Origin of the sequence: Salinimonas iocasae, from assembly GCF_006228385.1 — a bacterium.
Classification (GTDB): Bacteria; Pseudomonadota; Gammaproteobacteria; order Enterobacterales; family Alteromonadaceae; genus Alteromonas; species Alteromonas iocasae.
Genome location: NZ_CP039852.1, coordinates 3,112,165 through 3,137,608 on the forward strand (window position 1 = coordinate 3,112,165; position 25,444 = coordinate 3,137,608).

Annotated in this window: 26 protein-coding genes and 1 other RNA gene; 15 read left to right on the forward strand and 12 right to left on the reverse strand. The window is 46.7% G+C overall.

The window, feature by feature from the left end; genetic code table 11:
* The 3 genes from FBQ74_RS13820 to FBQ74_RS13830 all read left to right on the forward strand — a co-directional run bounded on the left by FBQ74_RS13820 (position 1) and on the right by FBQ74_RS13830 (position 3,003).
* Positions 1 to 753 carry a hypothetical protein gene (locus tag FBQ74_RS13820; RefSeq protein ID WP_139757218.1) on the forward strand — a complete coding sequence of 251 codons (753 nt, stop codon included), beginning with the start codon at positions 1 to 3 and terminating at the stop codon, positions 751 to 753.
* The gene (locus tag FBQ74_RS13825) at positions 737 to 2,131 is read left to right on the forward strand and encodes an O-antigen ligase family protein (protein WP_139757219.1); all 1,395 of its coding nucleotides are present in this window, start codon (positions 737 to 739) and stop codon (positions 2,129 to 2,131) included. The genes FBQ74_RS13820 and FBQ74_RS13825 overlap by 17 nt, the downstream gene beginning before the upstream one ends.
* A gap of 152 nt (positions 2,132 to 2,283) precedes the next feature.
* The gene (locus FBQ74_RS13830; RefSeq protein WP_139757220.1) at positions 2,284 to 3,003 is read left to right on the forward strand and encodes a SapC family protein; all 720 of its coding nucleotides are present in this window, start codon (positions 2,284 to 2,286) and stop codon (positions 3,001 to 3,003) included.
* A 35-nt stretch (positions 3,004 to 3,038) separates the two neighbouring features.
* On the opposite strand, the gene rnpB is transcribed toward FBQ74_RS13830, so the two are convergent.
* An RNA gene (gene rnpB / locus FBQ74_RS13835) (RNase P RNA component class A) lies at positions 3,039 to 3,388 on the reverse strand.
* A 261-nt stretch (positions 3,389 to 3,649) separates the two neighbouring features.
* Here rnpB and FBQ74_RS13840 point away from each other — a divergent pair.
* Together FBQ74_RS13840 and FBQ74_RS13845 are read left to right on the forward strand one after the other, a co-directional pair.
* Positions 3,650 to 5,776: a two-component system response regulator gene (locus FBQ74_RS13840; RefSeq protein ID WP_168190675.1), complete on the forward strand. Its 2,127-nt coding sequence runs from the start codon at positions 3,650 to 3,652 to the stop codon at positions 5,774 to 5,776.
* 50 nt (positions 5,777 to 5,826) lie between these two features.
* Positions 5,827 to 6,777 carry a diguanylate cyclase gene (locus FBQ74_RS13845; RefSeq protein ID WP_139757222.1) on the forward strand — a complete coding sequence of 317 codons (951 nt, stop codon included), beginning with the start codon at positions 5,827 to 5,829 and terminating at the stop codon, positions 6,775 to 6,777.
* Between the two features lie 136 nt (positions 6,778 to 6,913).
* Here the strand turns inward: FBQ74_RS13845 and FBQ74_RS13850 are convergent, their stop codons facing one another.
* The 3 genes from FBQ74_RS13850 to zapE all read right to left on the reverse strand — a co-directional run bounded on the left by FBQ74_RS13850 (position 6,914) and on the right by zapE (position 10,263).
* Complete coding sequence (locus tag FBQ74_RS13850) at positions 6,914 to 8,110, reverse strand: sensor histidine kinase (protein WP_139757223.1); 1,197 nt, start codon at positions 8,108 to 8,110, stop codon at positions 6,914 to 6,916.
* A gap of 234 nt (positions 8,111 to 8,344) precedes the next feature.
* On the reverse strand, positions 8,345 to 9,067 hold the full coding sequence (locus FBQ74_RS13855; RefSeq protein WP_139757224.1) for a YebC/PmpR family DNA-binding transcriptional regulator: 723 nt from the start codon (positions 9,065 to 9,067) through the stop codon (positions 8,345 to 8,347).
* 95 nt (positions 9,068 to 9,162) lie between these two features.
* A complete protein-coding gene (zapE, locus tag FBQ74_RS13860) occupies positions 9,163 to 10,263 on the reverse strand; it encodes a cell division protein ZapE (RefSeq protein ID WP_139757225.1) in 1,101 nt (366 codons plus the stop codon).
* Between the two features lie 350 nt (positions 10,264 to 10,613).
* Between zapE and FBQ74_RS13865 the strand changes: the two genes are divergently transcribed.
* The 3 genes from FBQ74_RS13865 (at position 10,614) to FBQ74_RS13875 (ending at position 13,787) form a co-directional block, all read left to right on the forward strand.
* Positions 10,614 to 11,060 (forward strand): ZapG family protein, encoded by a 447-nt coding sequence (locus FBQ74_RS13865; RefSeq protein WP_139757226.1) that lies wholly within the window; start codon positions 10,614 to 10,616, stop codon positions 11,058 to 11,060.
* Between the two features lie 75 nt (positions 11,061 to 11,135).
* Positions 11,136 to 12,506: a DegQ family serine endoprotease gene (locus FBQ74_RS13870; protein ID WP_139757227.1), complete on the forward strand. Its 1,371-nt coding sequence runs from the start codon at positions 11,136 to 11,138 to the stop codon at positions 12,504 to 12,506.
* Positions 12,507 to 12,719: 213 nt separating this feature from the next.
* Complete coding sequence (locus FBQ74_RS13875) at positions 12,720 to 13,787, forward strand: trypsin-like peptidase domain-containing protein (protein ID WP_408641324.1); 1,068 nt, start codon at positions 12,720 to 12,722, stop codon at positions 13,785 to 13,787.
* Positions 13,788 to 13,811: 24 nt separating this feature from the next.
* On the opposite strand, the gene FBQ74_RS13880 is transcribed toward FBQ74_RS13875, so the two are convergent.
* The 8 genes from FBQ74_RS13880 to FBQ74_RS13915 form a co-directional block, all read right to left on the reverse strand.
* The gene (locus FBQ74_RS13880) at positions 13,812 to 14,030 is read right to left on the reverse strand and encodes a hypothetical protein (RefSeq protein WP_139757228.1); all 219 of its coding nucleotides are present in this window, start codon (positions 14,028 to 14,030) and stop codon (positions 13,812 to 13,814) included.
* A 357-nt stretch (positions 14,031 to 14,387) separates the two neighbouring features.
* Positions 14,388 to 15,653, reverse strand: coding sequence for a UDP-N-acetylglucosamine 1-carboxyvinyltransferase (gene murA / locus FBQ74_RS13885; protein WP_139757976.1), 1,266 nt, complete (start codon positions 15,651 to 15,653; stop codon positions 14,388 to 14,390).
* 13 nt (positions 15,654 to 15,666) lie between these two features.
* A complete protein-coding gene (locus tag FBQ74_RS13890; protein ID WP_139757229.1) occupies positions 15,667 to 15,924 on the reverse strand; it encodes a BolA family protein in 258 nt (85 codons plus the stop codon).
* 33 nt (positions 15,925 to 15,957) lie between these two features.
* Positions 15,958 to 16,266, reverse strand: coding sequence for an STAS domain-containing protein (locus FBQ74_RS13895; RefSeq protein WP_139757230.1), 309 nt, complete (start codon positions 16,264 to 16,266; stop codon positions 15,958 to 15,960).
* Complete coding sequence (locus FBQ74_RS13900; protein ID WP_408641325.1) at positions 16,263 to 16,919, reverse strand: MlaC/ttg2D family ABC transporter substrate-binding protein; 657 nt, start codon at positions 16,917 to 16,919, stop codon at positions 16,263 to 16,265. The genes FBQ74_RS13895 and FBQ74_RS13900 overlap by 4 nt, the downstream gene beginning before the upstream one ends.
* A gap of 22 nt (positions 16,920 to 16,941) precedes the next feature.
* Entirely contained in the window at positions 16,942 to 17,421 is a 480-nt protein-coding gene (mlaD, locus tag FBQ74_RS13905) for an outer membrane lipid asymmetry maintenance protein MlaD (protein WP_139757231.1), read from the reverse strand.
* A 9-nt stretch (positions 17,422 to 17,430) separates the two neighbouring features.
* Positions 17,431 to 18,207, reverse strand: a complete 777-nt coding sequence (mlaE, locus tag FBQ74_RS13910; RefSeq protein WP_139757232.1) for a lipid asymmetry maintenance ABC transporter permease subunit MlaE — start codon at positions 18,205 to 18,207, stop codon at positions 17,431 to 17,433.
* A complete protein-coding gene (locus tag FBQ74_RS13915; protein ID WP_139757233.1) occupies positions 18,204 to 19,004 on the reverse strand; it encodes an ATP-binding cassette domain-containing protein in 801 nt (266 codons plus the stop codon). The genes mlaE and FBQ74_RS13915 overlap by 4 nt, the downstream gene beginning before the upstream one ends.
* Positions 19,005 to 19,581: 577 nt before the next feature.
* Here FBQ74_RS13915 and FBQ74_RS13920 point away from each other — a divergent pair.
* The 7 genes from FBQ74_RS13920 to FBQ74_RS13950 all read left to right on the forward strand — a co-directional run bounded on the left by FBQ74_RS13920 (position 19,582) and on the right by FBQ74_RS13950 (position 25,427).
* Positions 19,582 to 20,538, forward strand: a complete 957-nt coding sequence (locus tag FBQ74_RS13920; protein WP_139757234.1) for a calcium/sodium antiporter — start codon at positions 19,582 to 19,584, stop codon at positions 20,536 to 20,538.
* Positions 20,539 to 20,544: 6 nt separating this feature from the next.
* On the forward strand, positions 20,545 to 21,513 hold the full coding sequence (locus FBQ74_RS13925) for a KpsF/GutQ family sugar-phosphate isomerase (RefSeq protein WP_139757235.1): 969 nt from the start codon (positions 20,545 to 20,547) through the stop codon (positions 21,511 to 21,513).
* A complete protein-coding gene (kdsC, locus tag FBQ74_RS13930) occupies positions 21,513 to 22,067 on the forward strand; it encodes a 3-deoxy-manno-octulosonate-8-phosphatase KdsC (protein WP_139757236.1) in 555 nt (184 codons plus the stop codon). Before FBQ74_RS13925 ends, kdsC begins: the two co-directional genes overlap by 1 nt.
* Positions 22,064 to 22,624, forward strand: a complete 561-nt coding sequence (gene lptC, locus FBQ74_RS13935; RefSeq protein WP_139757237.1) for an LPS export ABC transporter periplasmic protein LptC — start codon at positions 22,064 to 22,066, stop codon at positions 22,622 to 22,624. Before kdsC ends, lptC begins: the two co-directional genes overlap by 4 nt.
* Positions 22,593 to 23,147, forward strand: coding sequence for a lipopolysaccharide transport periplasmic protein LptA (gene lptA, locus FBQ74_RS13940; protein WP_139757238.1), 555 nt, complete (start codon positions 22,593 to 22,595; stop codon positions 23,145 to 23,147). The genes lptC and lptA overlap by 32 nt, the downstream gene beginning before the upstream one ends.
* 2 nt (positions 23,148 to 23,149) lie before the next feature.
* Complete coding sequence (gene lptB / locus FBQ74_RS13945) at positions 23,150 to 23,875, forward strand: LPS export ABC transporter ATP-binding protein (RefSeq protein ID WP_139757239.1); 726 nt, start codon at positions 23,150 to 23,152, stop codon at positions 23,873 to 23,875.
* Between the two features lie 73 nt (positions 23,876 to 23,948).
* Entirely contained in the window at positions 23,949 to 25,427 is a 1,479-nt protein-coding gene (locus FBQ74_RS13950; RefSeq protein WP_139757240.1) for an RNA polymerase factor sigma-54, read from the forward strand.
* Positions 25,428 to 25,444: the final 17 nt, after the last annotated feature.

The window sequence follows — 25,444 nt, forward strand, 5'->3', positions numbered from 1 at the left end:
ATGACATCTTCCTCACACGACAAACAAGCGGTCAAAACCGCGCAGCGACAGGCTGTTCACCTGACTACCAGTGAGCAAGTCCTGCGTATTTCTGCGTTATTAATCGCTGTGGTGATGGGGTTTATCTGTTTGCAATCAGGTACAGCATATTTTACCGCCTCACGATCTGCAGAACAGGTTGAGTCATGGTTTACCGGTGATAGCCTGCCTGAGATTAGCACTTTGCAGTCTGTGCAAAAAAACCTGGAAAGCGTTGATACCGCCCTGCTTGACGACGCCTCAGTAAAAATAGCGCTGGCTAAGCTTTATATTGTCAGGGCGCAGACTCAGACCAGTGACGTATATTACGAAGCTGCCCGTAAAGCAATATCTGATGCCAGACTGATGCAGCCCAGTCACTTTGAGGCGCTGGCATTACAGGTTTTTCTGGATGATTATCTGAAGCAAAATGACGAAGATACGTTTGCTGCAATGTCGACGCTGTTAAACCTGGCCCCTTATGAAAAGAATGTTCAGCAGCTTGTTGGTCCGATAATGATTAAACGCTGGTATGAACTTCCCGGTGAGTTACAACAAGCTGGTGAGAAGTTAATGACCAGCGCACTGCGGGAGCCCGAAACCAGAGAACAGATGCTCTCGGCAATGGCGCGATACAAGGTCGCTGCACCTTTCAGTTGTTGCTCGCCAAACAAGGCGACGTCTGCAAGATTACGTATGCTGGAGGCTGAAGCGGCTAATGCCACCTACCGGTAATTATCATCCCGTCGATAAGCTCGCGCGATTTTTTCTTTATTTTATCCTCATCGTTTCGCCCTGGCTGCATGGCGCAGAGCTGGAATGGGAACAGCTTTTCACAGCAGCAGGCATTTTCATTGTATTGCTGTTTATTCTTACATCCAGACATGTGCCGCTCATCACTGAGAAGCAGGCTGTGCCAATTATATGCCTGTTCGCACTTTGGCTGGCATACTGTACTTTGTATCTTATCCCTCTTCCCCATGATGTTATAAAGTTCATCAGCCCGGCGACCTCTGACTGGCATACACAGGTAGATATGGCCAGTGCCGGCTACCTTTCTGTCTACCGGCAGGCATCTTTAATTGAGCTTTTAAAATACGGTGCTTTGGTGGCGCTTTTTATTATCGTGATTACCCTTTTTAGTAATCTGACAAAGTTGCGTCAACTGGCACTTGTCCTGGTAGCAGGTGGTGTTATCACAGCAATTTACTCTCAGTTAAACTACCTGACCGGCGGCGACTTTGAACTGGTTTCGGCGATTCCGCCCTGGGACTTCAGTTGGCAGGAGGGGATCAGAGGTACATTTAGTTATAAAAACCAATATGCCATGTATATGGTCATGACCCTGTGTGTCGCCGCTGGTTTAACGGCGGACTCAGTGATAACACACCGCAGGGCGAACGGAAAATGGCTAAGCGCACGCACTGCATGGCTAAGCATTGCCCTTGTTATCCTGATGATAACCTTGCTTAACACCAGCTCTCGTGGCGCGCTGATGGCCGTTATCTTAGCTTCAGTCATCACTGGCACATTACTCATTGTAAGAAACCGATTCCTGGCTACGCGAATTTTGACCAGAAAAGTAATTCTATGTGGCGCTCTGGCACTGGTTCTTCTGGGAGCCGGCTTTACCCAGTCGTCCATATACGAGCGGTTTACCAGTCAGAAAATGGAAGATAACGGTCGCTCAATGCTACGTCAGACTGCCATCCAGGTGTTTGCCGATTACCCGGTAGCAGGTACAGGTCCCGGTACCTATCCATTTGTGCAGCACCAGTACAAACCGTTATTGTTAGGCAATTCGCAAATGTCGAAGCGTGCGCATAATGACTATCTGGAAACACTGGCAACCCAGGGGGTAGCCGGGTTTATATTACTGTTCCTGCCATTGGCATTAATGTGGTTTATGATGATGCGCACCTCGCTAATTACATCAGGAGCCGGACTGTTAATAGGGTGTCAGACTGCGGTTCTTGCTTACCTTATTCAGGCGACATTCGACGTCAATGCCGGTGTCTATATTCTCCCTGTTATGTTTATTTTGCTATTGAGTATTGGCTGGAAACTATCAAGTCAGTCACTGAGCGAGCAAGCTACGTTTACCCGCGCGTAAGTCCTCCCTACCGTTCCATTGGGTCAGGCGTGTGACAATTAACACTTTTTTCACCTTTACATGAACACTAACTGCCTGTTTGTGCGTATGTAAGCCCATATTCAATCATTTCTATTTTTGCCCAGAGAAATCAGGCTTAACAGGAGAGTAAGATGTCACACTTTGTTGCACTCAATCCTCATCAGCACCAGAACCTTAAGGTTTTACCGGACAAAGTGGCGCAGACTGGCAGTCAGAATCAAACTATTTCCGTAGTGCTGAGTGAATTCAGTGACTTGATTGTGCAATACCCGATTGTGTTTACTAAAGATCCAGAGTCCGGTCAGTTTGTCTGCTCTGCCTTGCTGGGATTTGAAAAAGGCGAAAACCTGTACTGGCGCAATAATCGCTGGGAAGGATTGTACATTCCGGCACAAGTTCAGCGTCGTCCCTTTTACATAGGCCAGCAACACGATGAGGAAGGTGACCATCATCTGGTTTGTGTCAATACCCAGAGCGACGCGGTCAGTGAAACGGAAGGTGAACCTCTGTTTAGCGAAGATGGTAAACCTACACCTCTTATGGCTGATAAACAGGAACTGTTAGCACTGCTGTTGGAAGGTGAGCCGCAAACCAAAGCCTTTATCAAAGCACTGGTAGAGCTTGAGTTACTGACACCCATTGCGCTGGATATTGCGTTTATTGATGGTTCGTCAAAGAAAGTGGAAGGCATTTATACTATTGATGAAGACCGGCTGGCAGGGTTGTATGGAGAAACTGTCGCTATTCTGCATGAACGCGGATTTCTGGCACCAGCCTATACCATGCTGGCCTCGCATGCGCATATCTATTCGCTGATTGAGCGAAAAAATAGCAAGCTGTCGAAAAAGTAAAAGAAAAAATAAGCGGCCTTGCCGCTTATTAAAATGAGTGGAGTCGGCCGATAAGCCGGGTTCTGTCGTGGGCAACCATTCCTCTAGGCCAGTCATTGCTGACTGGCTCCAGCAACCTACCCGATCCCCATGCGGGCCGCACGTAACGGGATCCTATTTGGTCTTGCTCCGGGTGGAGTTTACCATGCCACAAACTGTTGCCAGCTGTGCGGTGCGCTCTTACCGCACCCTTTCACCCTTACCGGCGCTTACGCGCTTAGGCGGTTTACTCTCTGCTGCACTGGTCGTCGGCTCGCGCCGCCCAGACGTTATCTGGCACCCTGCCCTGTGGAGCCCGGACTTTCCTCCCCTTTCAAAAGAAAGCGGCGATTGCCTGGCCAACTCCGCGGCGCATTCTACCTGACTTATTCACAAAGTACGACTATAAACGCTTTTGAATATGACCCGCACTGCCTGATTGTACAAACGAGCGCAGCGATTATTTATTACACTTCGTCGCGGGTCGCATATTCAGTATAGGGCTAAACAACCTCTATAGATTCATCCGCTTATATAAGATAATCTCAAAAGTAAACTAAAGTAGTAAGGACTTAACAAAAATTTAAAATATAGTAAAAAGGAACTATTCAAATGGAAGGTTGGATTGGTGTTAGTTTCACAAGACTATGTATTAATTGTTGATGATCAATTAAGTACTGTGACAGCCATCGAGGCCTGTTTGAAAGGCGTATGTCGGGTTGTATCAACCACCTCTCCGTTTAATGCGCTACGCCTGATACAACAGTACGCGCCGGCATTGATTATTCTGGATGTTGAGATGCCACAGCTCAACGGATTTGAGTTATTTGAGAAGCTTCTCGCCAGCCAACACGATTTTTCATCAAAAGTTATTTTCATCACCTCTCACTGTGATGCCGTTGTAGAAAAGCGGGCCCTCTCATTAGGCGCTATCGATTTCATTCATAAGCCTATTAATCATGAGCTTTGTAAACTGCGAATTACAAACCATCTCCAGTCAATCAAAAGACAATCAGCCTTATCTGCCGCTCACGATAGGTTAGTTCAGGAAAAAAACAGGCTAACTGTCACGCTTGAGTCAATTGCTGATGCGGTGATTACCACAGATGAAGGTTTGCAGATAAGTTATATGAACGCATCTGCTCAGCGACTCACTGGATGGCAATTACAACAAGCGGCAGGTGAACATATTGATACTGTAATGCGCCTGTCTGACATAAGTGCAGGTACTACCGCTCCCTCGCCGTTAACGGCAGCGCTTGAACAAAAGCGCACCGTCCTGAGTGACTTAAATATCCAACTGAACAACAGGTATGGCGACGCGTATCAGGTTGAATACAGCGCATCCCCCGTTCTGACAGGAGATGGTGTTATTGCAGGCGGCGTTGTCGTTTTCCGCGATGTTACCGATGCTGTCAGGATGGCTTCGCAAATGACACATATCACCAACCACGACCCGCTAACAGGCTTACCCAACAGAGTGCTGTTTCATGAGCGAATCTGCCAGGCAATGACAAATGCTGGCTATACAGATTCGTTGGTTGCCGTCTTAATTATCGATATCGATAATTTTAAAACTGTTAATGAGTTACTGGGTCACGCGGTTGGCGACAGCATCATTAATCATGTTGCCCGTCATATCGAAAGTGCTATCAGCAGTAAGTACACGCTTTCTCACATTGGTGGTGATGAGTTTGCGTTGCTAATTGATAATGTCGCAAATATTTCCCGAGTCAATGTACTGGCTGCGAATATCCTTAAAACGAAAGAGTCGCCTTTTATATTAAACGGGGAAAAACACCACCTCTCGCTGAGCATAGGTATAAGCGTCTTCCCAACAGATGCGGGTTGTCCGGAAGATTTGATGCGAAATGCAGATGCAGCCATGTACAAGGTCAAAACCCAGGGTAAAAATAACTTTGGCTATTATTCTGAGCGGCTACTGGATGAACTTAAAGATCGCGTAGAAATGGAAAAGCTTTTACGCCAATCTCTTCATTCAGACAATTTAGTTTTGCATTATCAGCCCAAGGTAGAGTTAAAAACTGGCCGAATTACGGGTGCAGAGGTTTTAGTCAGATTGCAGGACAAACGAGGCAACCTTATTTTCCCTGACCGCTTTATCAGCATAGCCGAGGAAACCAGCCTGATTATAAAACTGGGTCAACAGGTTTTACGCAAGGCATGCACATATGCCGCCGAGTGCATGCAATTACAACGCCCTTTGAAAATTGCCGTAAACATTGATGCGCAGCATTTTACCCAAGCCGATTTTCCAAATTTTGTTGCCGGAATTTTAAAAGAGACCGGTTTACCTCCGGCATATCTGGAGCTTGAGGTAACCGAAACAGCATTGATGAATGACGTAAACGCGGCAAGGTGCGCGATTGAAAAGCTTAGCGAGATTGGCGTCTCTATTGCCCTGGATGATTTTGGAACCGGGTACTCAAGTTTATCTTACTTACGAACATTTGATTTAGATGTGTTGAAAATAGATCGCTCGTTTTTGAAAGACGCCACCGATAACGCCCAGGCAAGACATATTATAAAAGCCATTGTGAGTCTGGCTGAAATGTTGGGGCTGGCACTGGTTTGCGAGGGAATTGAGACTGAGCGCCAGCTTGGTTTAATTCTCGACCTGGGTTGCTGCGAAGGTCAGGGGTACCTGTTCAGCCAACCGGCAAGTAAAAGCAATTTCGACATGCTGTTTTGCGACGGCTTCGCGCATTTGTGTCAATCATGCGAAGCATCCTAGACACGCATTGCACCTTAAAAATAATAATATACATACGGCTGCCTGATTAAATGAGTAATGATGAAGATTTATCTTTGATAGAAAAACCGCTCGCATTAATAGTTGATGACGAGCAAATCAGCAGGACTGTTTTAGACACAATGCTGGAAAGTAACTATCAGTGTATATCTGTCAATAGCGGACCGAGTGCGCTGACATGGCTGGCGAATCATCACCCCGATGTCATCATTCTTGATATGAATATGCCCGGGATGAGTGGACTTGAAGTCTGCAGGCACATAAAGTTGTTACCAGAAATGCAGGATGTGCCTGTTATTTTTGTCACCGGCTCTGACTCCACAGAGATCCAGGATGCTTGTTGGGAATCCGGTGCTGCCGATTTTGCGTTGAAGCCTGTTGTCGCTTCTACATTACTGCATCGAATCAAAGTGCATGTTCAAAACAAAAAGCGGATTGAGCTGCTCAACGAGCTGACTTATAAAGACCACCTGACCAAAATGCACAATCGCTACTACCTGGCTCAGGAAGTGCCCAATCTGATAAAGCAGGTTATTCGGGACAATGCGAAGTTAAGTGCTATTTTAATCGATATTGACCATTTTAAAGGTTTTAATGACACCTACGGCCACCTTGCCGGTGACAATTGCCTAAGACAGGTTGCCAGCACAATAGCCAGTGTTTTACGGCGTCCATCAGACAAAGTTATCCGATTCGGGGGAGAGGAGTTTCTTGTTCTGCTGCCCTACACAGATGAATCAGGCTGCGAAGTGGTCGCCCGTATACTCGTAGAAAGCATCAAGGCACTAAACATTGATAACCGGGTGAGTAAGCATAACGTTCTTACGATTAGCGCAGGTTGTCAGGTGGTGAATGCTGCTATCGAACCAATAGGCCTCGAAACGCTTATCAGTGATGCTGATGATGCGCTTTTAGAAGCCAAATCATTAGGGAAAAACAGGTATGTACGGTTTGCATCCCGGCAATTATCGTCGGCCGGGTAATCACAAAACGCAATCAAACCGTGAGCAACGTATTTGATAGATAATCTGCTTACGCTATAGATTATTGCATAGAGTTTACTGATAGTTACCACTGGCTGAGATGGCCTGTTTTAACTCACAGCGACAAAGCACATTTTTACTCAATTTTAACCAGCGTGCTATCGCCACTCCTGAATTGGTTCTTCGGCAACACTATCCGAAAACAGGTGCCTAATTCCTCGCTGCTGGATACGGTTACTTCTCCACCATGACCTTCTACGGCCGACTTAACAAAGGCCAGGCCAATACCCCAACTTCTGTTCAGCTTTTCATTGCGGGCATCGCTACTTTTCAGGTATTTGAAGATTTCTTCCCAGTGATTTTTTTCAATAGGGTTGCCAAAGTTGTGGACTTCAACAACGATGTGTTCATCCTCTTTTTTGGCAAAGATGGTCACATTCTCCTCTTTACCGCCATATTTAAACGCGTTGGAGATAAGATTTTCCAATACACGCCGAAATATTATTTCATCAAAAACATAGGCAATTTCATTGTCGGGTAACGCCAGCTTCACTCGCTCTCCATAAAAGTTAACTGCGTCCTCTGCCACGGAAGATAAAAAGCCTGAAAAGTCACCATCATCAAAATTAATTTCGATGCCTTGTCCGGACTCAACAGACAATGTCTGAAGCATATCTTCCAACATGGCGGAAATGCGTCCGGCCGCGGTGTTAATTCTTTGCCCGAATGCCGGTGTGCGAACAATACTGTGCTGTTCTGCTGCTAACTCGCCAAGCATAGATATAACATAAAGGGGGGAGCGTATATCATGTACAACGGTACCCAGAAGTTTGCGCTGCGTAGCGTGAAGTGATTCAGTGAATACGGCCATGGATTCCCGGGTGCAACGCTCAATCACACAGGTTACAATTTCCAAGTGGTCTATATCCAACACCTGTTGCTTTTGCAAAAACTCTACCAGCACCTTTCGCAAAATGGTGTATTCCCAGTAAATTTTATCGGCGTTGTATGCATTAATACCTGCCCGCTGCTTGCCATGCTTTTTACCACCAAGCTTTGTATCTTGAATCTCGCCTTCATCATAGTTCAGGTCGCCATCCGGCAGTTGTCTGACATTGTCACCGTTATGATAAAAGGTGAGCAACTCCTCAATAAGCGCATCAATGATATACACCATATGATTGGCGAACTCAGCATCTGACAGCGACACCTCCTTTCCGAACTCTTCCTTTACCTGTCTGACCCACTGGTTTATTAAACTTAAGCGATGGCTTTTTAGCAGGTCAATGACCTTTAATGTCATGCTATGACCGGATGTCTGAATACTGTTCATGCTGCTTTCTGGAGTTTTGTTACGTCGAAAATAAGACTAATTAAAAATATTTTAGCGTCAGATAACGAGAAGTAATAATTAAACTTTAAAACAATTCAAAATTCGATATTACTACCCGGTAAGCCTGTATTGCTGACAGTACTAATGGTCTGACAGAAAACTAAAATGTGTTTAAATAGCAAAAAGCCCTCATTCGAGGGCTTTTGATTTATTTAAACTTTATTTCCGGCGTTATCAGTCTGGAAGTACCGCATTATGATAAACATCCTGTACGTCATCACAGTCGTTTAGCATGTCCATGAATTTTTCAAACATTGGACGGTCTTCTTCGCTGATTTCAGTTTCCGTCTGAGGAATAAACGTAATCTCTTCAGTATCCAGCGTTAAATCCGGATAGGCATTGGTTAATGCCGTACGCACATTGTTGAACTCAGTATGTGGCGCGTAAACCGTAATTTTACCATCCTGTTCTTCCACTTCAGAAACATCAACATCTTCTTCCATCAACACTTCAAGGACAGCGTCTTCGTCATCACCGGCGAACTGAAAAACTGCCTGGTGATCGAACATATGGCTTACGGCACCCGGGGCACCAATTTTGGCATTTGTTTTTGTAAAGCAATTGCGTACATCTGTAATGGTACGGTTTGCGTTATCGGTCAAACAATCGACAATAACCATGCAGTTGCCCGGGCCAAAACCTTCATAGCGTGCAGGCTCATAATTTTCACCGGCCCCACCGGCTGCCTTATCAATGGCTTTATCGATGACATGAGCGGGTACCTGATCTTTCTTAGCCTTGTCCATCAACCGGCGAAGTGACAGGTTTGTCTCAGGGTCGCTCCCACCGTTTTTCGCACAAACATAAATTTCTTTTCCGTATTTGGAATAGACCTTTGTCTTTGCACCCGCCGTTTTCGCCATGGCGGCCTTTCTTACTTCAAATGCTCTTCCCATTATTTGATCTCTTACTTATTGGGTGTGGCCGCGCCGTGCCACGAATTGCGATACATGAGTAAGTTTACCCACAATCATGAATGCTGAACAGCGCTTTAAGGCAGATGTTCGGTTGCCAGATAATCGTGTGATTGCATTTCTTTTAACCGGCTCATACAACGCTGGAATTCAAAGCTCAGCTTGCCTTGCGAATATAGCTCATCCATAGGCACCGCCGCTGACATAATCAGCTTAACATGGCGTTCGTAAAATTCGTCAACCATAGCGATAAAGCGCCTGGCCACATCGTCATTGTTCTGTCCCATGGGCTTTACATTTGCCACCAGCACAGAATGATAACAGCGACTGATTTCGATATAGTCACTCTGACTTCGGGGCCCCTCGCACAATTCTTTAAATTCAATCATGATTACCCCGTCAGCATTCAGACACGTGCGGATCTTGCGGTTGTTTATGTCTATCGCTTCATCCCGGGTGCCCTTCTCCGGTGCCAGTTGTGCAAAATACTCATGTAAATTGGCAGTGGCATCCTCATCCAGAGGATGATGGTACAATTCGGCCTGCTCCAGCGTACGCAGGCGATAATCCACGCCACTATCAACATTAATGACTTCGGTATGCTTATTAATCAGGTCTATCGCCGGTAAGAAGCGTGCGCGCTGCAACCCGTTCTTATACAAGTCGTTCGGTACAATGTTCGATGTGGCAACCAGTGTAATGCCGTGGCCAAAAAGCTCCTGCATCAATGTGCCTAATATCATGGCATCCGTAATGTCAGAAACGAAGAACTCATCAAAACAAATGATTCGCGCCTCTTTAGCCAGCTTTGCTGCAATAATCTTTAACGGGTCCTGAGCTTGCTTCAGCTGTTTTAATTCGTCATGGATACGGTGCATGAACCGGTGAAAGTGCACACGCATTTTATCGTCAAAAGGCAGACATTCATAAAAGGTATCGACCAGATACGTTTTACCTCTTCCCACGCCACCGTAAAAGTAAATGCCTTTTGCAGGCTCAGGTTTCGATGTTTTACCAAACCACTTCTTCAGACTGGCTCCCAGCCCCGCTTGCGCTTCGGGCTTGTCCAGCAGGTCATCATATAAACGCTGCAACGCTTTTACGGCATTTTCCTGCGCGGGGTCATGGTGAAATTCGGGATGTTTCAGGTCTTCCTGATAGGTTTCCCATGGTGTCATTAAAGTTACTACTCCTGAAAGTGCCGGCAAGAGTGATCAGCTGCACCGACCTGCTTGAAAATTGCTTATGGCACACATACTTTGATGTAAAATATCAACGCACAGTTAACCCACCAGGATCATGCCAATCGCTGGCTGGCCTGTGGGCTGCGGTTTTCAGCTGCGATTATACCTAATCCCGGGCGAAACTAAAAAAACCTTACACCGCCTGTTGAATGCATTATACCGGTAAGCAATGTTCCTGTTGAACAGTATTGATAGCGTGAACTTGGTATAGTAGAAATAAGTACTAAAGAAGTAAGAGGTTATGCATCTGGTCTGGCCTCTGCTGTAAATTTTCGGAGATATAAATGGAAGTCCTGATTCCTCTTGCCCTACTGGTCGTTGGCCTTATCATCGGTTTTTTTGTCGCCCGGTATGTGTATACCCGTGACGGCAGCAATAAATCCGTCAAACAAGCTGAGAAAAACGTAAAAGAAATTATGGCTCAGCAAGCTGAGCACCACTTTCATCAAAGTCGCCAAATCGTTGATGCAATGGAAAACCAGTGTCAGTCACTACGTATGCAGATTGAAGAATACGAAGCATTACTGAAAAATGATGTCGGTGACGAAAACGATACTGTGCCGTTTTATGGCGAGCAGGCATCAGCCTACTTGCGAAATAATTTGCATGGCCGGGAAAAAACCAAGGTAAAAACCGTAGCGGGCACTCAGCCTAAGGATTTCGCCGGCGCAAGTTCCGGGTTGTTCGTCGGCAGTGACAAACCATCTGCCGCAACAGAAGAAGAAAAATAGGAACTTTTCATACTTTTTTTGTGTCTGTCTGACAATACAGACGTTTCGCAATAATCATGAGGAGTGTAAGCGAATATGAAAAAGTCTCTTCGCCAGGTCGTTGTTATTTCTGGAGTTGTAGCCAGCTCTGTGGCCATGTCCGTACCTGTCCAGGCCGGACTGCCATTCTTCAGTGACAACAATAAACAGGAAGTCCCTTCTCTGGCGCCTATGCTGGAAGAAGCGACCCCTGCCGTTGTGAGTATTTCGGTTGAAGGTACGCAAACTGCCCGTCAGCAGGTACCTGAGATGTTTCGTTATTTCTTCGGTGGACCGCAGGAACAGGTGCAGGAACGCCCGTTTCGTGGTTTGGGTTCGGGCGTCATTATTGATGCAGAAAAAGGCTATGTCGTAACCAATAATCATGTCGTGGATAACGCTGATGAGATAACGGTCAAGTTGAAGGATGGTCGTGAAATCAAAGCCAAGAAGCTTGGCGCTGATGAGCAAAGCGACATTGCGTTACTGAAGATAAAGGCAGAGAATCTGACTGACCTGCCTTTGGCTGACTCAGATAGCAGCCGTGTGGGTGACTACGTAGTAGCTATTGGTAACCCGTTCGGCCTTTCACAAACCGTCACATCAGGCATTATCAGTGCGCTTGGCCGCTCGGGTCTCAATATCGGTGGCTATGAGGATTTTATCCAAACTGATGCAGCCATAAACCGTGGAAACTCCGGTGGTGCGCTGGTGAACCTCAACGGCGAGTTGGTTGGCATCAACACTGCTATCTTCGGCCCGAACGGTGGCAATGTCGGTATCGGGTTTGCGATTCCCAGCAATATGATGAAAAGCCTCGTAGACCAGATTGCCGAATTTGGTGAGGTTCGTCGCGGACTGCTGGGTATACTGGGCAATGATGTTGACGCCGGTCTGGCCGAGGCAATGAATGTCCCTGTTAATAAAGGCGCGTTCATACGGGAAGTTCAGCCTGAAACTGCCGCGGAGAAAGCAGGCCTGCGTGCAGGTGATATCATCACTGCTGTCAACGGCAGAAAACTAAGTGGCTTCAGAGAACTGGCAGCCCGCATCTCCAGCATGGGGGCCGGCGCTGAGGTTGACCTGACTATTCTGCGTGATGGTGATAAACAAACCATCAAGGTGACGCTGGATGATGCGAGTAAAACGCAGGTGACTGCGGCACAGCTGCATCCGGCACTGGAAGGTGCGGAGCTTGCTAACGGCGAAGATGAAGCCGGTAACAAAGGTGTTGAGGTAACAGAACTGGATCGTGGCAGCCCGGCTGCGCGAATTGGTCTGCAGCCTGAAGATGTTATCGTCAGCGTTAATCGCCAGCGTATAGAAAGTATCGCTGAACTGCGCGAGGCAATGGATGCATCTCAGGGTGTCATTGCATTAAATATCAAACGCGGCGCTTCTACCCGTTACCTGGTTATACGCCAGTAGCAGGGTACGCTGAACCAAACTTAAGCCACCTTACGGTGGCTTATTTTTTGGATGATAAAAACCTTCGCTAATACGTAGGGCACACCTAAGTTACTGGCTTTACGCCAATTAACAGTTTCTTTTGGCAATCCTCGATCGGCGATGTTATTCTTAAATTCACTGATAAATTGCCTCCCTCCCACTTCTGCGGAGGCGTAAATATAAGAAGAAACCGTGGCAAGCAGGCAATTTTTTAGTTTCCTTTTCAAATCTATTCTTTTAGGCGTGATTGTCGCTGCTCTGATGCTGTTTCTGGTGCCAAACCTGAGACAGGGTGACGGCTTTGCACAAAACGTCTTTAACCCCGGTAGCAGCAGCGCCAGTCGCATTACGTATAAAGATGCGGTTAATAAGGCTGGCCCCGCAGTGGTTAACATATACAGCGTGAGCATAGAAAACGATGTCGGCTTTTATCGCAGCCGTCCGCGGGAGCGGACCAGTCTGGGTTCAGGCGTTATCATGACTGAGTCAGGGTATATCCTGACAAATAACCATGTGGTACAAAATGCCGATAGTATTGTTGTGGCCGTTCAGGATGGCCAGATTCTTGAGGCACACATTGTTGGCTACGATCAGTATACCGACTTAGCAGTGTTGAAAGTTGATGACGGCGTAAACCTTCACGTTATCCCCCAGTCTGAAGATCCTGATGTGGCTGTAGGTGATATGGTCATGGCCATTGGTAATCCGTTTGATTTAGGGCAGACCGTAACACACGGTATCGTTAGCCGGGCGGGTCGAAAAGGCTTATCGAATTTTGTTGATTTTATACAAACTGATGCGGTGTTAAATCAGGGTAATTCAGGCGGTGCATTGGTCGACAGTAATGGGGTATTAGTAGGTATTACTAATGCCAACTTCCAGGTACGCGATGGCAGAAACGGCGTAAGAAATGTTGATGGTATCAACTTTGCGGTGCCTTATGAGCTTGCCAAACGCGTTATGGACGAAATTGTTACCGATGGTCGCGTTACCCGCGGTCAGCTGGGATTCATTGGTCAGGAAATTGCGAATCGACCAGGTGTTACTGTCACCGCTGTGGCAAAACAAAGCCCTGCAGCCAAAGCTGGCCTGAAGCCAAACGATGTCATACTGGCCATCAATGATATTAAACTTGAAAGTGCATCTAAAACGCTGGATATGATTGCGGAAACCGAACCGGGTACGCAACTGAAGCTGCAGATAAGCCGTGATGGTGAGTTGATGGATATGAATGTAACGGTAGCAGAATTAGGAGGTTAAGCCGCCGAAGCGGCTTAACACCCACTAACTATTGTTTCGCTTGCCTGAAGTGTCCTGCTTTTCAGCATGAGAAGTATTATCCCGCTGAGCAGTTTTAATTCCATCTTCCTGCTTTTCATCCGCCAGCGCATAAGGCGGTTCACCAATGAATAACATCGTCATTACCATCATGGCGAAAAGTACAGTCGGAATGGAGTGGCGAAGCTCTAAATATGGACGAAGCCGAAGAATAACGTATTTCAAACCAACTTTTCCCTGCATACGTTCGTTAAACCACTTTTTTCTTATTCGTCTCTACAATCCAAGGGTCTCTTTGAAAACCTGGCCTCCTGCCAGTTTTTCAACAGCCCGTTCGCAGTTACTTCATAAACCGGACAGATTGAAGATTACGCAAGAGTATACTGTATTTTTAGCGCAATGCATCTACAGTTGGGCGAATTTTGCCATATTTTCTGTAAGGACGGTTATTCGATCAGTTAATGGGGTATGTTTTTTTGTACCTTTGTAGAGGAACGCTATACCTTACACGGTACTTCCCACCTCGAACCGGATACAAAAAAGCGCAGCCACGCTTCGCCTTCTTTCATTCATCAACACTAATTAACTGTCACTGACGCGGGTGATGTTCGCGCCCAATCCGCCCAGCTTTTCTTCTATGGCTTCATAGCCACGATCAAGGTGGTAGATACGAGTTACGTGTGTTTCCCCTTCGGCAATCAGACCTGCGATCACCAGACTGGCAGAAGCACGTAAATCAGTTGCCATTACCGGTGCACCTTTTAGCTTTGAAGCGCCATTTGATACAGCACTGTTTGCCTCAAGGGCAATTTCGGCGCCCATCCTTTGTAGTTCCGGGACGTGCATGAAGCGATTTTCGAATATGGTCTCTGTCACGACACCGGTGCCTTCGGCGATACAGTTGAGAGTAACAAACTGCGCCTGCATATCTGTTGGAAATGCAGGATGTGGCGCTGTTTTCACCTGCACAGCTTTAGGGGTTTTCCCCTCCATGTCCAGCTCAATCCAATCATCACCGCAGGTAATTTTGGCCCCGGCTTGCTGTAACTTATTAAGTACCGCATCCAGTGTTTCCGGTGCAGCATGCGTGCAACGCACCTTCCCGCCAGATACTGCCGCAGCAACCAGAAATGTACCGGTCTCGATACGATCCGGCAACACCCGGTAATCACAGCCGGAAAGTGAAGGTACACCAGTAATATGAATATTGTCGGTACCCGCTCCAGTAATCTTTGCTCCCATCTGCTTGAGACAGTTAGCCAAGTCCACAATTTCGGGTTCACGGGCGGCATTTTCTAGTACTGTTTCGCCTTCTGCCAGCGCAGCGGCCATCATCAGATTTTCGGTGGCGCCGACACTGACCATATCCATAAATATACGCGCTCCCTGCAAACGTCCGTCGACGTGCGCGCGAATATAGCCCTCTTCCACCTCTATTTTGGCGCCCATTTGCTCAAGGCCTGCAAGATGTAAATTTACCGGTCTTGCACCAATCGCACAGCCACCGGGCAACGAGACATTTGCTTTGCCAAATTTTGCCAGTAAGGGCCCTAACACCAATATAGAGGCTCGCATGGTTTTTACGAGGTCGTAGGAAGCTGTAACGCTATTGAGCTGCCCTGCGGACAAACAAATCTCACCCTGACCATTATTTTCAACGCCAACCCCCAATTCCTTAAGAAGTGCGGTTGTGGTGTTTATATCTCTTAACGCGGGTACATTGGTATAACGACAACGTTCCTCAGTTAACAGACTGGTCATTAATAAAGGCAGAGCCGCATTCTTGGCACCGGAAATTCGTACCTCACCATGCAACGCAGGTGATTTTTTAATAACAAGTTTATCCACGGGCAGACTCGGATTATTGAGGGATATTAAACTGGCGCTCACGCTGCCAGTCTGCTTCGCTGAAGGTTTTTATTGATATTGCATGCATAGTACCGTCTGCAATTTTATCAGACAGTGGCGCATAGATAGCCTGCTGTCGTTTGACACGGCTTAATTGAGCAAGCTCATCACTCACGGCAATAATTGTATAATGGGAGCCATCGCTCTTCACGTGTACTTCCGCAAGATCCAATGCTTTTTTAAGCATCGATTCAATTTCAGCTACATCCATAAATCATTCTGCTCTGTATTGGTTACTTTAAAACTATTCTACAGGTAAAAGGGTATCAACGTCGCTGATTTTAGCGAGTTTAATAAGTTTTTCCGGAGCATCTGTAAGTTTTACTTCAACGTTATTCTGACGTCCATCCCGAATAGCATTAATCAACCATGCCAGACCAGCGCTATCGACGCGCTCTACCTCTGCCAAATCGAAGGTGCAGGTGCCCTGTTGTTCCAACATCGACTTTTCAGACGACGATAATGCAGGCCACCAGTTTTTTGAGAGCGTCTCGCGGTCAAGATGTCCGTGCACCCTGACCACGCCCTTATCATTTACCTGAAAAAGACTCACGCACTTTCCTTCAAATCCATTTCTTTTTCAAGTTCTACAGGGTTATCAATTTTACTCTGCATCAGGTCGATAACTTTTTGTATTCCTTCCTGGCGAATAATAGATTCGAACTCACTACGCTTACTGTCCAGCAGGCTGATACCTTCTGCGACCATATCAAAAGCCCCCCATTCGTTCGTTTTTGAATCTTTGCGAACTTTAAATGCAACCTTAATTTCAGGGCGGTTCGGATCTTTAACAATAGCACGCACTACAACATAGCTGGCATCGCCTACATCAGAGGACGGTTCAAATACCACTTCCTGATCATCGTAGTAGTTCATCGCTACAGCGTATGTAGTAATCAGGTACTCGCGAAATACTTTCACAAACTCCTGGAGTTCATCACGTTCGACTTTCGATGCGTATTTGCCAAGTACTTTATAGGCTGCAAACTTATAATCGATATAAGGCAGCAGCTCTTCTTTCATAATCGTCCGCATTTGCTCAGGGTTGTTTTTAATAGACGCCTGATTATCCTTGATGCGATCGAACGTACGCATAGCCACGTCTTCAATCATTTCATAGGGATTTTTCTGATTGACTTCCTGCGCCTGAACTGCACCGGTAATAAGCATGAGAGTCATGCAAAAAGTTGACAGTATTTTTTTCACTGCGAGTCTCCTAACTAAAAATTTATTCGCCATTATCACTATCACCGCGATTAAACAGAAACTGCCCAATCAGATCTTCCAGTACCAGTGCTGACTTCGTATCCTGAAGATAATCGCCATCTTTAAGATTTGCGATTCCGTCAAACGAAAATCCCGGCTGAAAACCAACATACTGTTCGCCCAGCAACCCTGAAGTCAGGATAGAAACGGAGCTGGTTTCGGGAAATTCGCTGTACTTACTAATAATGCTTAGCTCAACCACCGGGGTGTAATCTTTCTTATCCAAACTAATGGATGTCACACGACCAATGGTCACTCCACCAACTTTTACGGCTGAACGCTCTTTAAGACCGCCAATATTGTCAAATTTTGCATAAAGCGTGTAAGTGTCGCCATCTGTTGTCATGCTCTGATTAGCCACTTTGAGTGCTAATAGTAAAACTGCGCCAACGGTTAATACGACGAACACGCCCACCATAAGTTCCGCTTTATATCTGTTCATGTTACTCCCCTACTCAATTCCGAACATAAGGGCGGTTAACACGAAATCCAGCCCCAGTACTGCTAAAGATGAAAATACCACCGTTTCAGTGGTGGCTTTACTAATGCCTTCTGAGGTAGGCGTTGAATCATACCCCTTAAATATGGCAATCCAGGTCACAACAATGGCAAAAACGAGGCTTTTTATTACACCGTTGCCTACATCACTTCCCAGATCTACTGATGACTGCATCAATGACCAGTAGCTACCTGCATCAACGCCGAGCCAGTCAACGCCAACAAGATGACCACCTAAAATACCGACCGCACTGAAAATCACAGCCAGCATAGGCATAGAGATCAAGCCCGCCCAGAAGCGCGGCGATATAACCCGACGCAGCGGATCTACCGCCATCATTTCCATACTGCTGAGCTGCTCTGTGGTTTTCATCAAACCAATTTCAGCAGTCAGCGCCGAACCAGCCCTGCCTGCAAAAAGCAGTGCTGTTACCACCGGTCCGAGCTCACGTAATAACGACAGTGCCACCATAGGCCCCAGGCTGCCTTCCGCGCCGTAATCGACCAGAATGGTATAGCCCTGAAGCGCCATAACCATGCCGATAAACAAACCAGATACGATGATAATCAGTAAAGACTGAACACCTACTACGTGAATTTGCTTAATGGTTAGCGCAATATTTTTGAGTTTAGGTAGCGCAAAAAGTGCACCGAACAGCATGACGCCAGCGCGGCCCACAGCTTCCACTCGCGCAATAGTGCCTGCGCCTAATGAACGAAACGGATTCATGACCGGGCTCCGAAGAATGAAGTCTCAAGCTCATCTGACGGATAATGAAAAGGCACAGGTCCGTCGGCTTCTCCCTTGAGAAACTGCTGAACTAATTCTGAGCCGCTGTTTCTGATTTCATCAGCTGTCCCTTCGCCAATAACCTTCTTATCTGCCAGAATGTAGATGTGGTCGGCGATGGTCAGTACTTCGGTAACATCGTGGGTGACCACGATACTGGTTAAATTCAAAGCATCATTGAGCTGACGAATCAGCTTTACCAGTACCCCCATCGAAATAGGATCCTGTCCGGCAAAAGGCTCATCATACATAATGAGATCCGGATCCAGTGCTATAGCTCTTGCTAATGCTGCCCGGCGAGCCATTCCCCCGGACAACTCACTGGGCATCAGTTCGCTTGCCCCGCGTAGCCCCACAGCCTGCAGTTTAAGGTCAACAATCGTATCAATAATGTCTTTATCGAGCTGTGTATGCTCTTTAAGCGGAAAGGCGACGTTATCGCGCACACTCATATCGGTAAACAGCGCGCCGCTTTGGAACAGCATGCTCATGCGCCGACGAGTCTTGTAAAGGCGAGAGCGATTCATCGATACAACCGAATCTCCATCAAACTGAATATCGCCGTTTTCCGGTTGTAACTGCCCGCCAATAAGCTTAAGCAGCGTTGTCTTACCTATACCGCTAGGCCCCATGACGGCGGTAATCTTGCCGCGGGGCACGTTTAGCGAAACGCCGTCATAAATGAGACGGTCACCTCGCTTAAACGTCAGATTGTCCACTGTGACTAAATTATCCATATCAGAATCAGATTATTCCTTGATGAGTGTCTGGCAGCCCTGCTCAGCTGCTCGGAAGATAAGGAAAATAAAATGTAAAATAATCATTTACCTAGATTTGGCGCACATTGTACTTTGTTTTGATATTCCCTTCCAAAAGGAATTAGTTACAAGTTATGTTCTAAAATCACGAACGAATGGCAGTGATCTGCACGACGCTGGCTAGCAGATAATAGGCGAGTAGCCTCAGTTCCTGCACAATTGCCGTTAGTTACAGCACGTTCGATACAAAATTGAGCAAGCAAACACCAGGCCATCTGTATCCGATGCCACATAGCATGTAAAACTATTCACTTTTGCCTGACCGGGCCCAGCGCTCGGTTAACTGAAATTTACGACAAGTGTAGAGTTCGTTGCCCCTCAATAGTTAAAACAAGACTATTAATTTGCGCCATGTTCGCTGATAACTTAGCTACCAGCGTGAAAGTGACACTGCAAATAACAACGCACATGTCAGGTCGCTTAAATCATAATAGCCATAGGCAAAGCGTGCTGATTCTGCGACAATCAGCGCAAACTCATAAACATAGATCAACGCGTGCTATTACAGGTTTCCATTTTTGTTCTAGGCTTAATCGTCCTTAGCTGGGCAGCCGACCGGTTCGTGTATGGTGCATCAGCATTGGCGCGAAACATCGGCATTTCTCCCATGATGATTGGTTTAACCATTGTTGCAATGGGTTCATCAGCGCCGGAAATTGTTGTCTCCGCAATAGCATCCGTGAACGGATCTCCGGATACCGCGGTTGGAAATGCGCTTGGTTCCAATATTACCAATATCGGTTTAGTCCTTGCCGTTACCGCATTAGTTAAACCGCTTGTCGTGTCCTCAACAACGCTTAAACGCGAGATGCCGGCACTTCTGGTGATTACATTGCTGGCCATGGTGTTTATGTACAACGGCCGTTTGGCGCATTTCGAAGGCCTGATTCTTTTCGGACTGTTTATCTTTGTATTGGCAGGCATGGCCTGGTTGTCCTTGCACGTTGAGAAAAGTGACCCTCTGATGGCGGACACCGTCGATGAAGTCCCCGCCGGGGTGAACACCGGCATGGCGGTGGTATGGATTGGCGTTGGACTGGTATTACTTCCCTTAAGCGCCCACTATATTGTGGATTCTGCCGTTTTCATGGCGCGCTACTTTGGCGTATCAGATCTGGTCATAGGCCTGACAATTATTGCGCTGGGCACCAGCTTACCTGAGCTGGCGGCCAGTATTGCAGGTGTGCGCAAGGGTGAAGATGACCTTGCGCTGGGAAACATCATCGGCTCGAATATCTTTAACTTGCTGGCAGTACTCGCCATGCCGGGTTTGATAGCCCCGGGTCCTATCGATCCGGACGTCTATAACCGGGATATGTACGTTATGCTCGGACTGACAGTTATGCTCTTTTTCTTCAGCTTCAGTATCATTGGAAAAAAACAGATAGGCCGACTAGAAGGCACTTTGCTGTTGGCCGGATTTTTAGGATATCAATACTGGTTATTCGGATAGTGTGATATGCATGAAACATTTCTGGCGTCTGCCAGGCGCGTTATCGAAATAGAAACGACGGCCATTCAACAACTGGCTGAGAGGCTTGATGACAAATTCATTAAAGCCTGCGAGTTACTCAATAACTGTACGGGAAAGGTTGTTGTCAGCGGTATGGGTAAATCTGGCCATATTGGCAATAAAATAGCCGCCACACTCGCCAGTACCGGTACCCCCTCTTTTTTTATGCATCCCGGAGAAGCCAACCATGGTGACCTGGGCATGTTGGGTAAAGGTGATGTGTTACTGGCAATATCAAACTCCGGTGAAACCGGTGAGTTGCTTAATTTACTGCCCGTCGTCAAGCGTCTGAATGTTCCTATTATCGCTATGACCAATAAAGCGTCCAGTAGCCTGGGGCAGCATGCCGATGTGGTGCTTGATATCAGCGTGCAAAAGGAAGCATGCCCACTGGGTCTGGCTCCCACTGCCAGCACCACGGCAACGTTAGTTTTAGGCGATGCGCTGGCAATTGCATTACTGGATGCCCGTGGCTTCACGCCTGATGACTTTGCTTTATCCCACCCTGGGGGAAGTCTGGGCCGCAAACTGTTGTTGAAAGTGCAGGATATCATGCTTCAGGGTGATGGGTTACCTCTGGTCACCACGGGGGCGACCGTTAGCGAAGCACTGCTTGAGATATCAAGTAAGGGACTTGGGATGACCGGCGTGGTGAGCAGTGATGGAAAACTTGCTGGTATTTTCACTGATGGTGATTTGCGCCGTATTCTGGATGCAAAAGCCGATATTCATACTACGTCTATTGATAAAGTTATGACCCATGGCGGTAAAACCGTCCAATCGCAGACACTGGCCGTAGAAGCCCTGAACACAATGGAAAATTGCAAAATAACGGCACTGATGGTGGTAGATAATGAACGTCGCCCGGTCGGTGCTTTCAATATGCATATGCTACTTAAAGCCGGAGTTTTATAATGCCTCACGTTGTTACTCACTATGGAATGATCGAAGAAAAAACATTTGAGCGCCTAAAAGGACTTAAATTGTTAGTTTGCGACGTCGATGGCGTATTCTCAGATGGCCGTATCTACCTTGGCAATGATGGTGAAGAACTTAAAGCTTTTCACACCCGTGATGGCTTTGGAGTAAAGTCATTAATCAATACCGGCACGAAGGTTGCTGTGATAACCGGTAGAACATCTGCTATTGTTGAAAGAAGAATGCAGCATCTGGGTGTCCATCATATTGTTCAGGGTATAGAGGACAAGGCATCAGCAATTAAAAAACTGTGTGATGAGCTGAACTTACAACCACTTGAAGTGGCCGCTATTGGTGATGATGTACCCGATTTAGGTATGTATTCATATGCCGACACAAAAGTTGCAGTTAAAGATGCACATGCCAGAGTGACCAGTGCAGCCAACTGGGTATTAACCAAGCCAGGTGGTTTTGGGGCAGTGCGAGAGCTTTGCGATATCATCTGTCAGGCGAAGGGCCGTGGTGATACTACAACCGGGTCGAGCACATGAGTCGACTTCGTTTAAGTATAGGCGCGCTGTTTGTACTGGTTTTACTGGTTTACTTTCCAATCTGGATTTCAGAGCCTGATAAGTCAGTACAATCGCAGGGCAATACGGCATTGAAGCCAGCCTATACGGCGAAAAATCTGACTACTACTTTGTATGACGGGGAAGGAAAGCTGAATCATCAGGTATTTGCAAAGCGTATGGAGCATTACGACCAGCTGGATTTTGTATTGTTCGAGGAACCTGAATATACCGTTTATATGGACGGGGGGCAGACGCCCTGGCAAGTAACAGCTAATGAAGGCACGCTGTACAACAATAACCTGATAGAACTCGAAGCCGATGTTACGGTCACAAGTTCACAAAATGAATTTTTGAAAAGTATTAAGACTGAATTTATTCGCATCAACCTGGAAGATAAAACCTTATCGACTGAACAGCCTGTCGTGGTTCGCGGCGTTGAGTTTGTCGTCGATAGTAACGGGCTGAAAGGGAATCTTCGTTCACAAGAATATGAGTTAAATAATCATGTACAAACTGTTTATTCGCCTGGCCGTTAGTCTGCTGGCAACAATAGTAATATCCACCAGCGCATTGGCTGACACATCAGATTTTCAAAAGCCCATCACTGTTGATGCCAGAACGCAGTCTATGGACGGCAAAAATAAAATCACCCGTTTTAAAGACAATGTGAAAATTACGCAGGGCACCCTTGTTATCGAAGCTGACGAAGTCGAAGTGAGTGCGAAAAATGGCGAAGGACGCGAAATTATGATTGCCCGGGGCAACCCCGCCCGCTATTCGCAAACCATGGATGATGGCAGCAAAGTTCAGGCGCAGGCTAATGAACTTCGCTATGAAGTGGCTAAGCGCACGATATCAATGACCGGTGATGCGCAGATCAAACAAAATACCAGCATGGTGCAGGGTGACAGCATCACTTACGACATGATGAAAGAGCAGTTACTGGCAACCAGCAGCGATGATAATGAAGAAAGCCGGGTTAAAACGGTATTTCGCCCTGAAGCCATCAAAGAGCTTAATGAAAAAGAAAACAACGAAAGCAGTGAGGATAACGAGTAATTATGGCAACGTTGTCGGCGCAAAATCTGGCTAAGTCGTATAAATCCAGGCAAGTCGTCACCGATGTCAGCCTGGCTGTATCCACCGGGCAAATTGTCGGACTGTTAGGCCCCAACGGGGCGGGAAAAACTACCACTTTCTATATGATTGTAGGGTTAGTGCCATTAGACAAGGGAAAGATCCATATAGACGATAATGAGCTTACCCATCTGCCCATGCATGAAAGAGCACGCAAGGGCATTGGTTATCTGCCTCAGGAAGCATCAATCTTTCGAAAGCTGACCGTGCACGAAAACATCATGGCAATTTTGCAAACCAGGCAGGACCTTTCTGCAGAAAAAAGAGAGGAAGAAGCCGATGCGCTCCTTGATGAATTTAATATCAACCATATACGTAATAGTACAGGGATGAGCCTTTCAGGCGGCGAACGTCGTCGTGTAGAAATAGCCAGAGCGCTGGCGGCCAACCCACAGTTTATTTTACTGGATGAACCCTTTGCCGGTGTAGACCCTATATCAGTAAACGACATAAAAAAAATCATCCAGCATTTACGTGATCGAGGAATAGGCATTCTGATTACTGATCATAACGTTCGCGAAACGCTGGATGTATGTGAGGAAGCCTACATCGTAAGTCACGGCGAGTTAATTGCTCAAGGCAGTGCTGAGCAGGTGTTAAGCAACCAGAAAGTACGAGAAGTATACCTAGGTGAACAATTCAGGCTATAGTTAACAAAGCACTACTGAATTTCGTTATTTTTCACCTCCATTAAACGCGTACAGAGTTAAAAATAAGACGTAGATGAAACCATCGTTACAGTTAAAATTTAGCCAACAACTTACCATGACGCCCCAGTTGCAGCAGGCGATTAAGCTTCTGCAGTTGTCTACGCTGGATCTTCAGCAGGAGATACAGGAAGCGCTTGACTCCAACCCTTTACTAGAGGTCGAGGAAGGCAGTGATAACGAGGCTTCTGAGAAAAATAATCTCGATAACGATTCAGACAACGCTGAGGCAACCGCCAGTGCATCGGACAACATGGACTCAGGTGAAGCGCTTGAGAAGAACGACCTGCCCGATGAACTGCCGATCGACAGCACATGGGATGAATATTATTCAGCCTCCTCTGCCCCCGCACCCGGCCCGAGTAACGATGAGGACCAGGTATTTCAGGGTGAAACATCAGAAAACATTCAGGACCATTTGCTGTGGCAGATGCGTTTGACTCATTTTTCCGATACAGACCGTGCTATTGCTACTGCAATCATTGATTCAATCGATGAATCAGGTTATCTGACGGTTACTGTCGAAGACATTCTGCAAAGTGTCAATGATGAGGATATGGAAGAACCCATCGAAGAAGACGAAGTAGAATGCGTACTTAAACGTATTCAGTTATTTGATCCTATCGGTTCCGGTTCGCGCTCTCCTCAGGAATGTTTATTAGTGCAGCTTCGCCAGTTTGCACCTGAGACCCCGTGGGTTGCTGAAGCAAAAACCCTGCTGGAGGATTACTCGGATCTGTTGGGAAGTAAAGACTATCGCACGCTTATGCGTAAATCACGGCTGAAAGAAGACCAGTTGCGTGAGGCAATGCGTTTATTGCAAACCTTAAATCCCCGCCCGGGTAGTGCTTTGGTGACTAAAGAGCCAGAATATGTCATTCCGGATGTTTCAGTGGCGAAGAAAAATGGCCGCTGGACGGTAGAGCTAAACCCTGACAGCCTGCCCAAGTTAAGCGTAAATCAGCAATATGCTGCAATGAGTCGCAGAGCTAAGAACAGCAGTGATTCGCAGTTTATTCGCTCGCACATGCAGGAAGCCAAATGGTTTATCAAAAGCCTTGAGTCGCGCAATGATACGCTGCTCAAAGTGGCAAACTGTATTGTGCAACAACAAATGGGCTTTTTTGAGCATGGCCCTGAAATGATGAAACCTATGGTGCTAAACGATGTCGCAGAAATGGTGGACATGCATGAATCGACAATTTCCCGGGTAACCACCCAGAAATACATGCATACCCCCCGTGGCATCTTTGAGTTGAAATACTTCTTCTCCAGTCACGTGGCGACTGAATCGGGCGGGGAGTGTTCCTCAACCGCGATACGGGCTCTGATTAAGAAACTGGTCGCGGCTGAAACCCCGAGCAAGCCACTTAGTGACAGCAAGATTGCTACATTGTTAGCCGAGCAAGGTATTAAGGTTGCCCGGCGGACAATAGCAAAATACAGGGAATCACTGTCGATTCCCCCGTCTAACCAACGCAAAAGCCTCATTTAGCAGTTAATGGCAAGCTC

Bases quoted from the DNA above. Each gene is read 5' to 3' on its own strand.
- FBQ74_RS13820 (WP_139757218.1), top strand. From the start codon at position 1: ATGACATCTTCCTCACACGACAAACAAGCGGTCAAAACCGCGCAGCGA.
- FBQ74_RS13825 (WP_139757219.1), top strand. From the start codon at position 737: ATGCCACCTACCGGTAATTATCATCCCGTCGATAAGCTCGCGCGATTT.
- FBQ74_RS13830 (WP_139757220.1), top strand. From the start codon at position 2,284: ATGTCACACTTTGTTGCACTCAATCCTCATCAGCACCAGAACCTTAAG.
- FBQ74_RS13845 (WP_139757222.1), top strand. From the start codon at position 5,827: ATGAGTAATGATGAAGATTTATCTTTGATAGAAAAACCGCTCGCATTA.
- FBQ74_RS13850 (WP_139757223.1), bottom strand. From the start codon at position 8,110: ATGAACAGTATTCAGACATCCGGTCATAGCATGACATTAAAGGTCATT.
- FBQ74_RS13855 (WP_139757224.1), bottom strand. From the start codon at position 9,067: ATGGGAAGAGCATTTGAAGTAAGAAAGGCCGCCATGGCGAAAACGGCG.
- zapE (WP_139757225.1), bottom strand. From the start codon at position 10,263: ATGACACCATGGGAAACCTATCAGGAAGACCTGAAACATCCCGAATTT.
- FBQ74_RS13865 (WP_139757226.1), top strand. From the start codon at position 10,614: ATGGAAGTCCTGATTCCTCTTGCCCTACTGGTCGTTGGCCTTATCATC.
- FBQ74_RS13870 (WP_139757227.1), top strand. From the start codon at position 11,136: ATGAAAAAGTCTCTTCGCCAGGTCGTTGTTATTTCTGGAGTTGTAGCC.
- FBQ74_RS13890 (WP_139757229.1), bottom strand. From the start codon at position 15,924: ATGGATGTAGCTGAAATTGAATCGATGCTTAAAAAAGCATTGGATCTT.
- mlaD (WP_139757231.1), bottom strand. From the start codon at position 17,421: ATGAACAGATATAAAGCGGAACTTATGGTGGGCGTGTTCGTCGTATTA.
- mlaE (WP_139757232.1), bottom strand. From the start codon at position 18,207: ATGAATCCGTTTCGTTCATTAGGCGCAGGCACTATTGCGCGAGTGGAA.
- FBQ74_RS13915 (WP_139757233.1), bottom strand. From the start codon at position 19,004: ATGGATAATTTAGTCACAGTGGACAATCTGACGTTTAAGCGAGGTGAC.
- FBQ74_RS13925 (WP_139757235.1), top strand. From the start codon at position 20,545: ATGCATGAAACATTTCTGGCGTCTGCCAGGCGCGTTATCGAAATAGAA.
- kdsC (WP_139757236.1), top strand. From the start codon at position 21,513: ATGCCTCACGTTGTTACTCACTATGGAATGATCGAAGAAAAAACATTT.
- lptC (WP_139757237.1), top strand. From the start codon at position 22,064: ATGAGTCGACTTCGTTTAAGTATAGGCGCGCTGTTTGTACTGGTTTTA.
- lptA (WP_139757238.1), top strand. From the start codon at position 22,593: ATGTACAAACTGTTTATTCGCCTGGCCGTTAGTCTGCTGGCAACAATA.
- lptB (WP_139757239.1), top strand. From the start codon at position 23,150: ATGGCAACGTTGTCGGCGCAAAATCTGGCTAAGTCGTATAAATCCAGG.
- FBQ74_RS13950 (WP_139757240.1), top strand. From the start codon at position 23,949: ATGAAACCATCGTTACAGTTAAAATTTAGCCAACAACTTACCATGACG.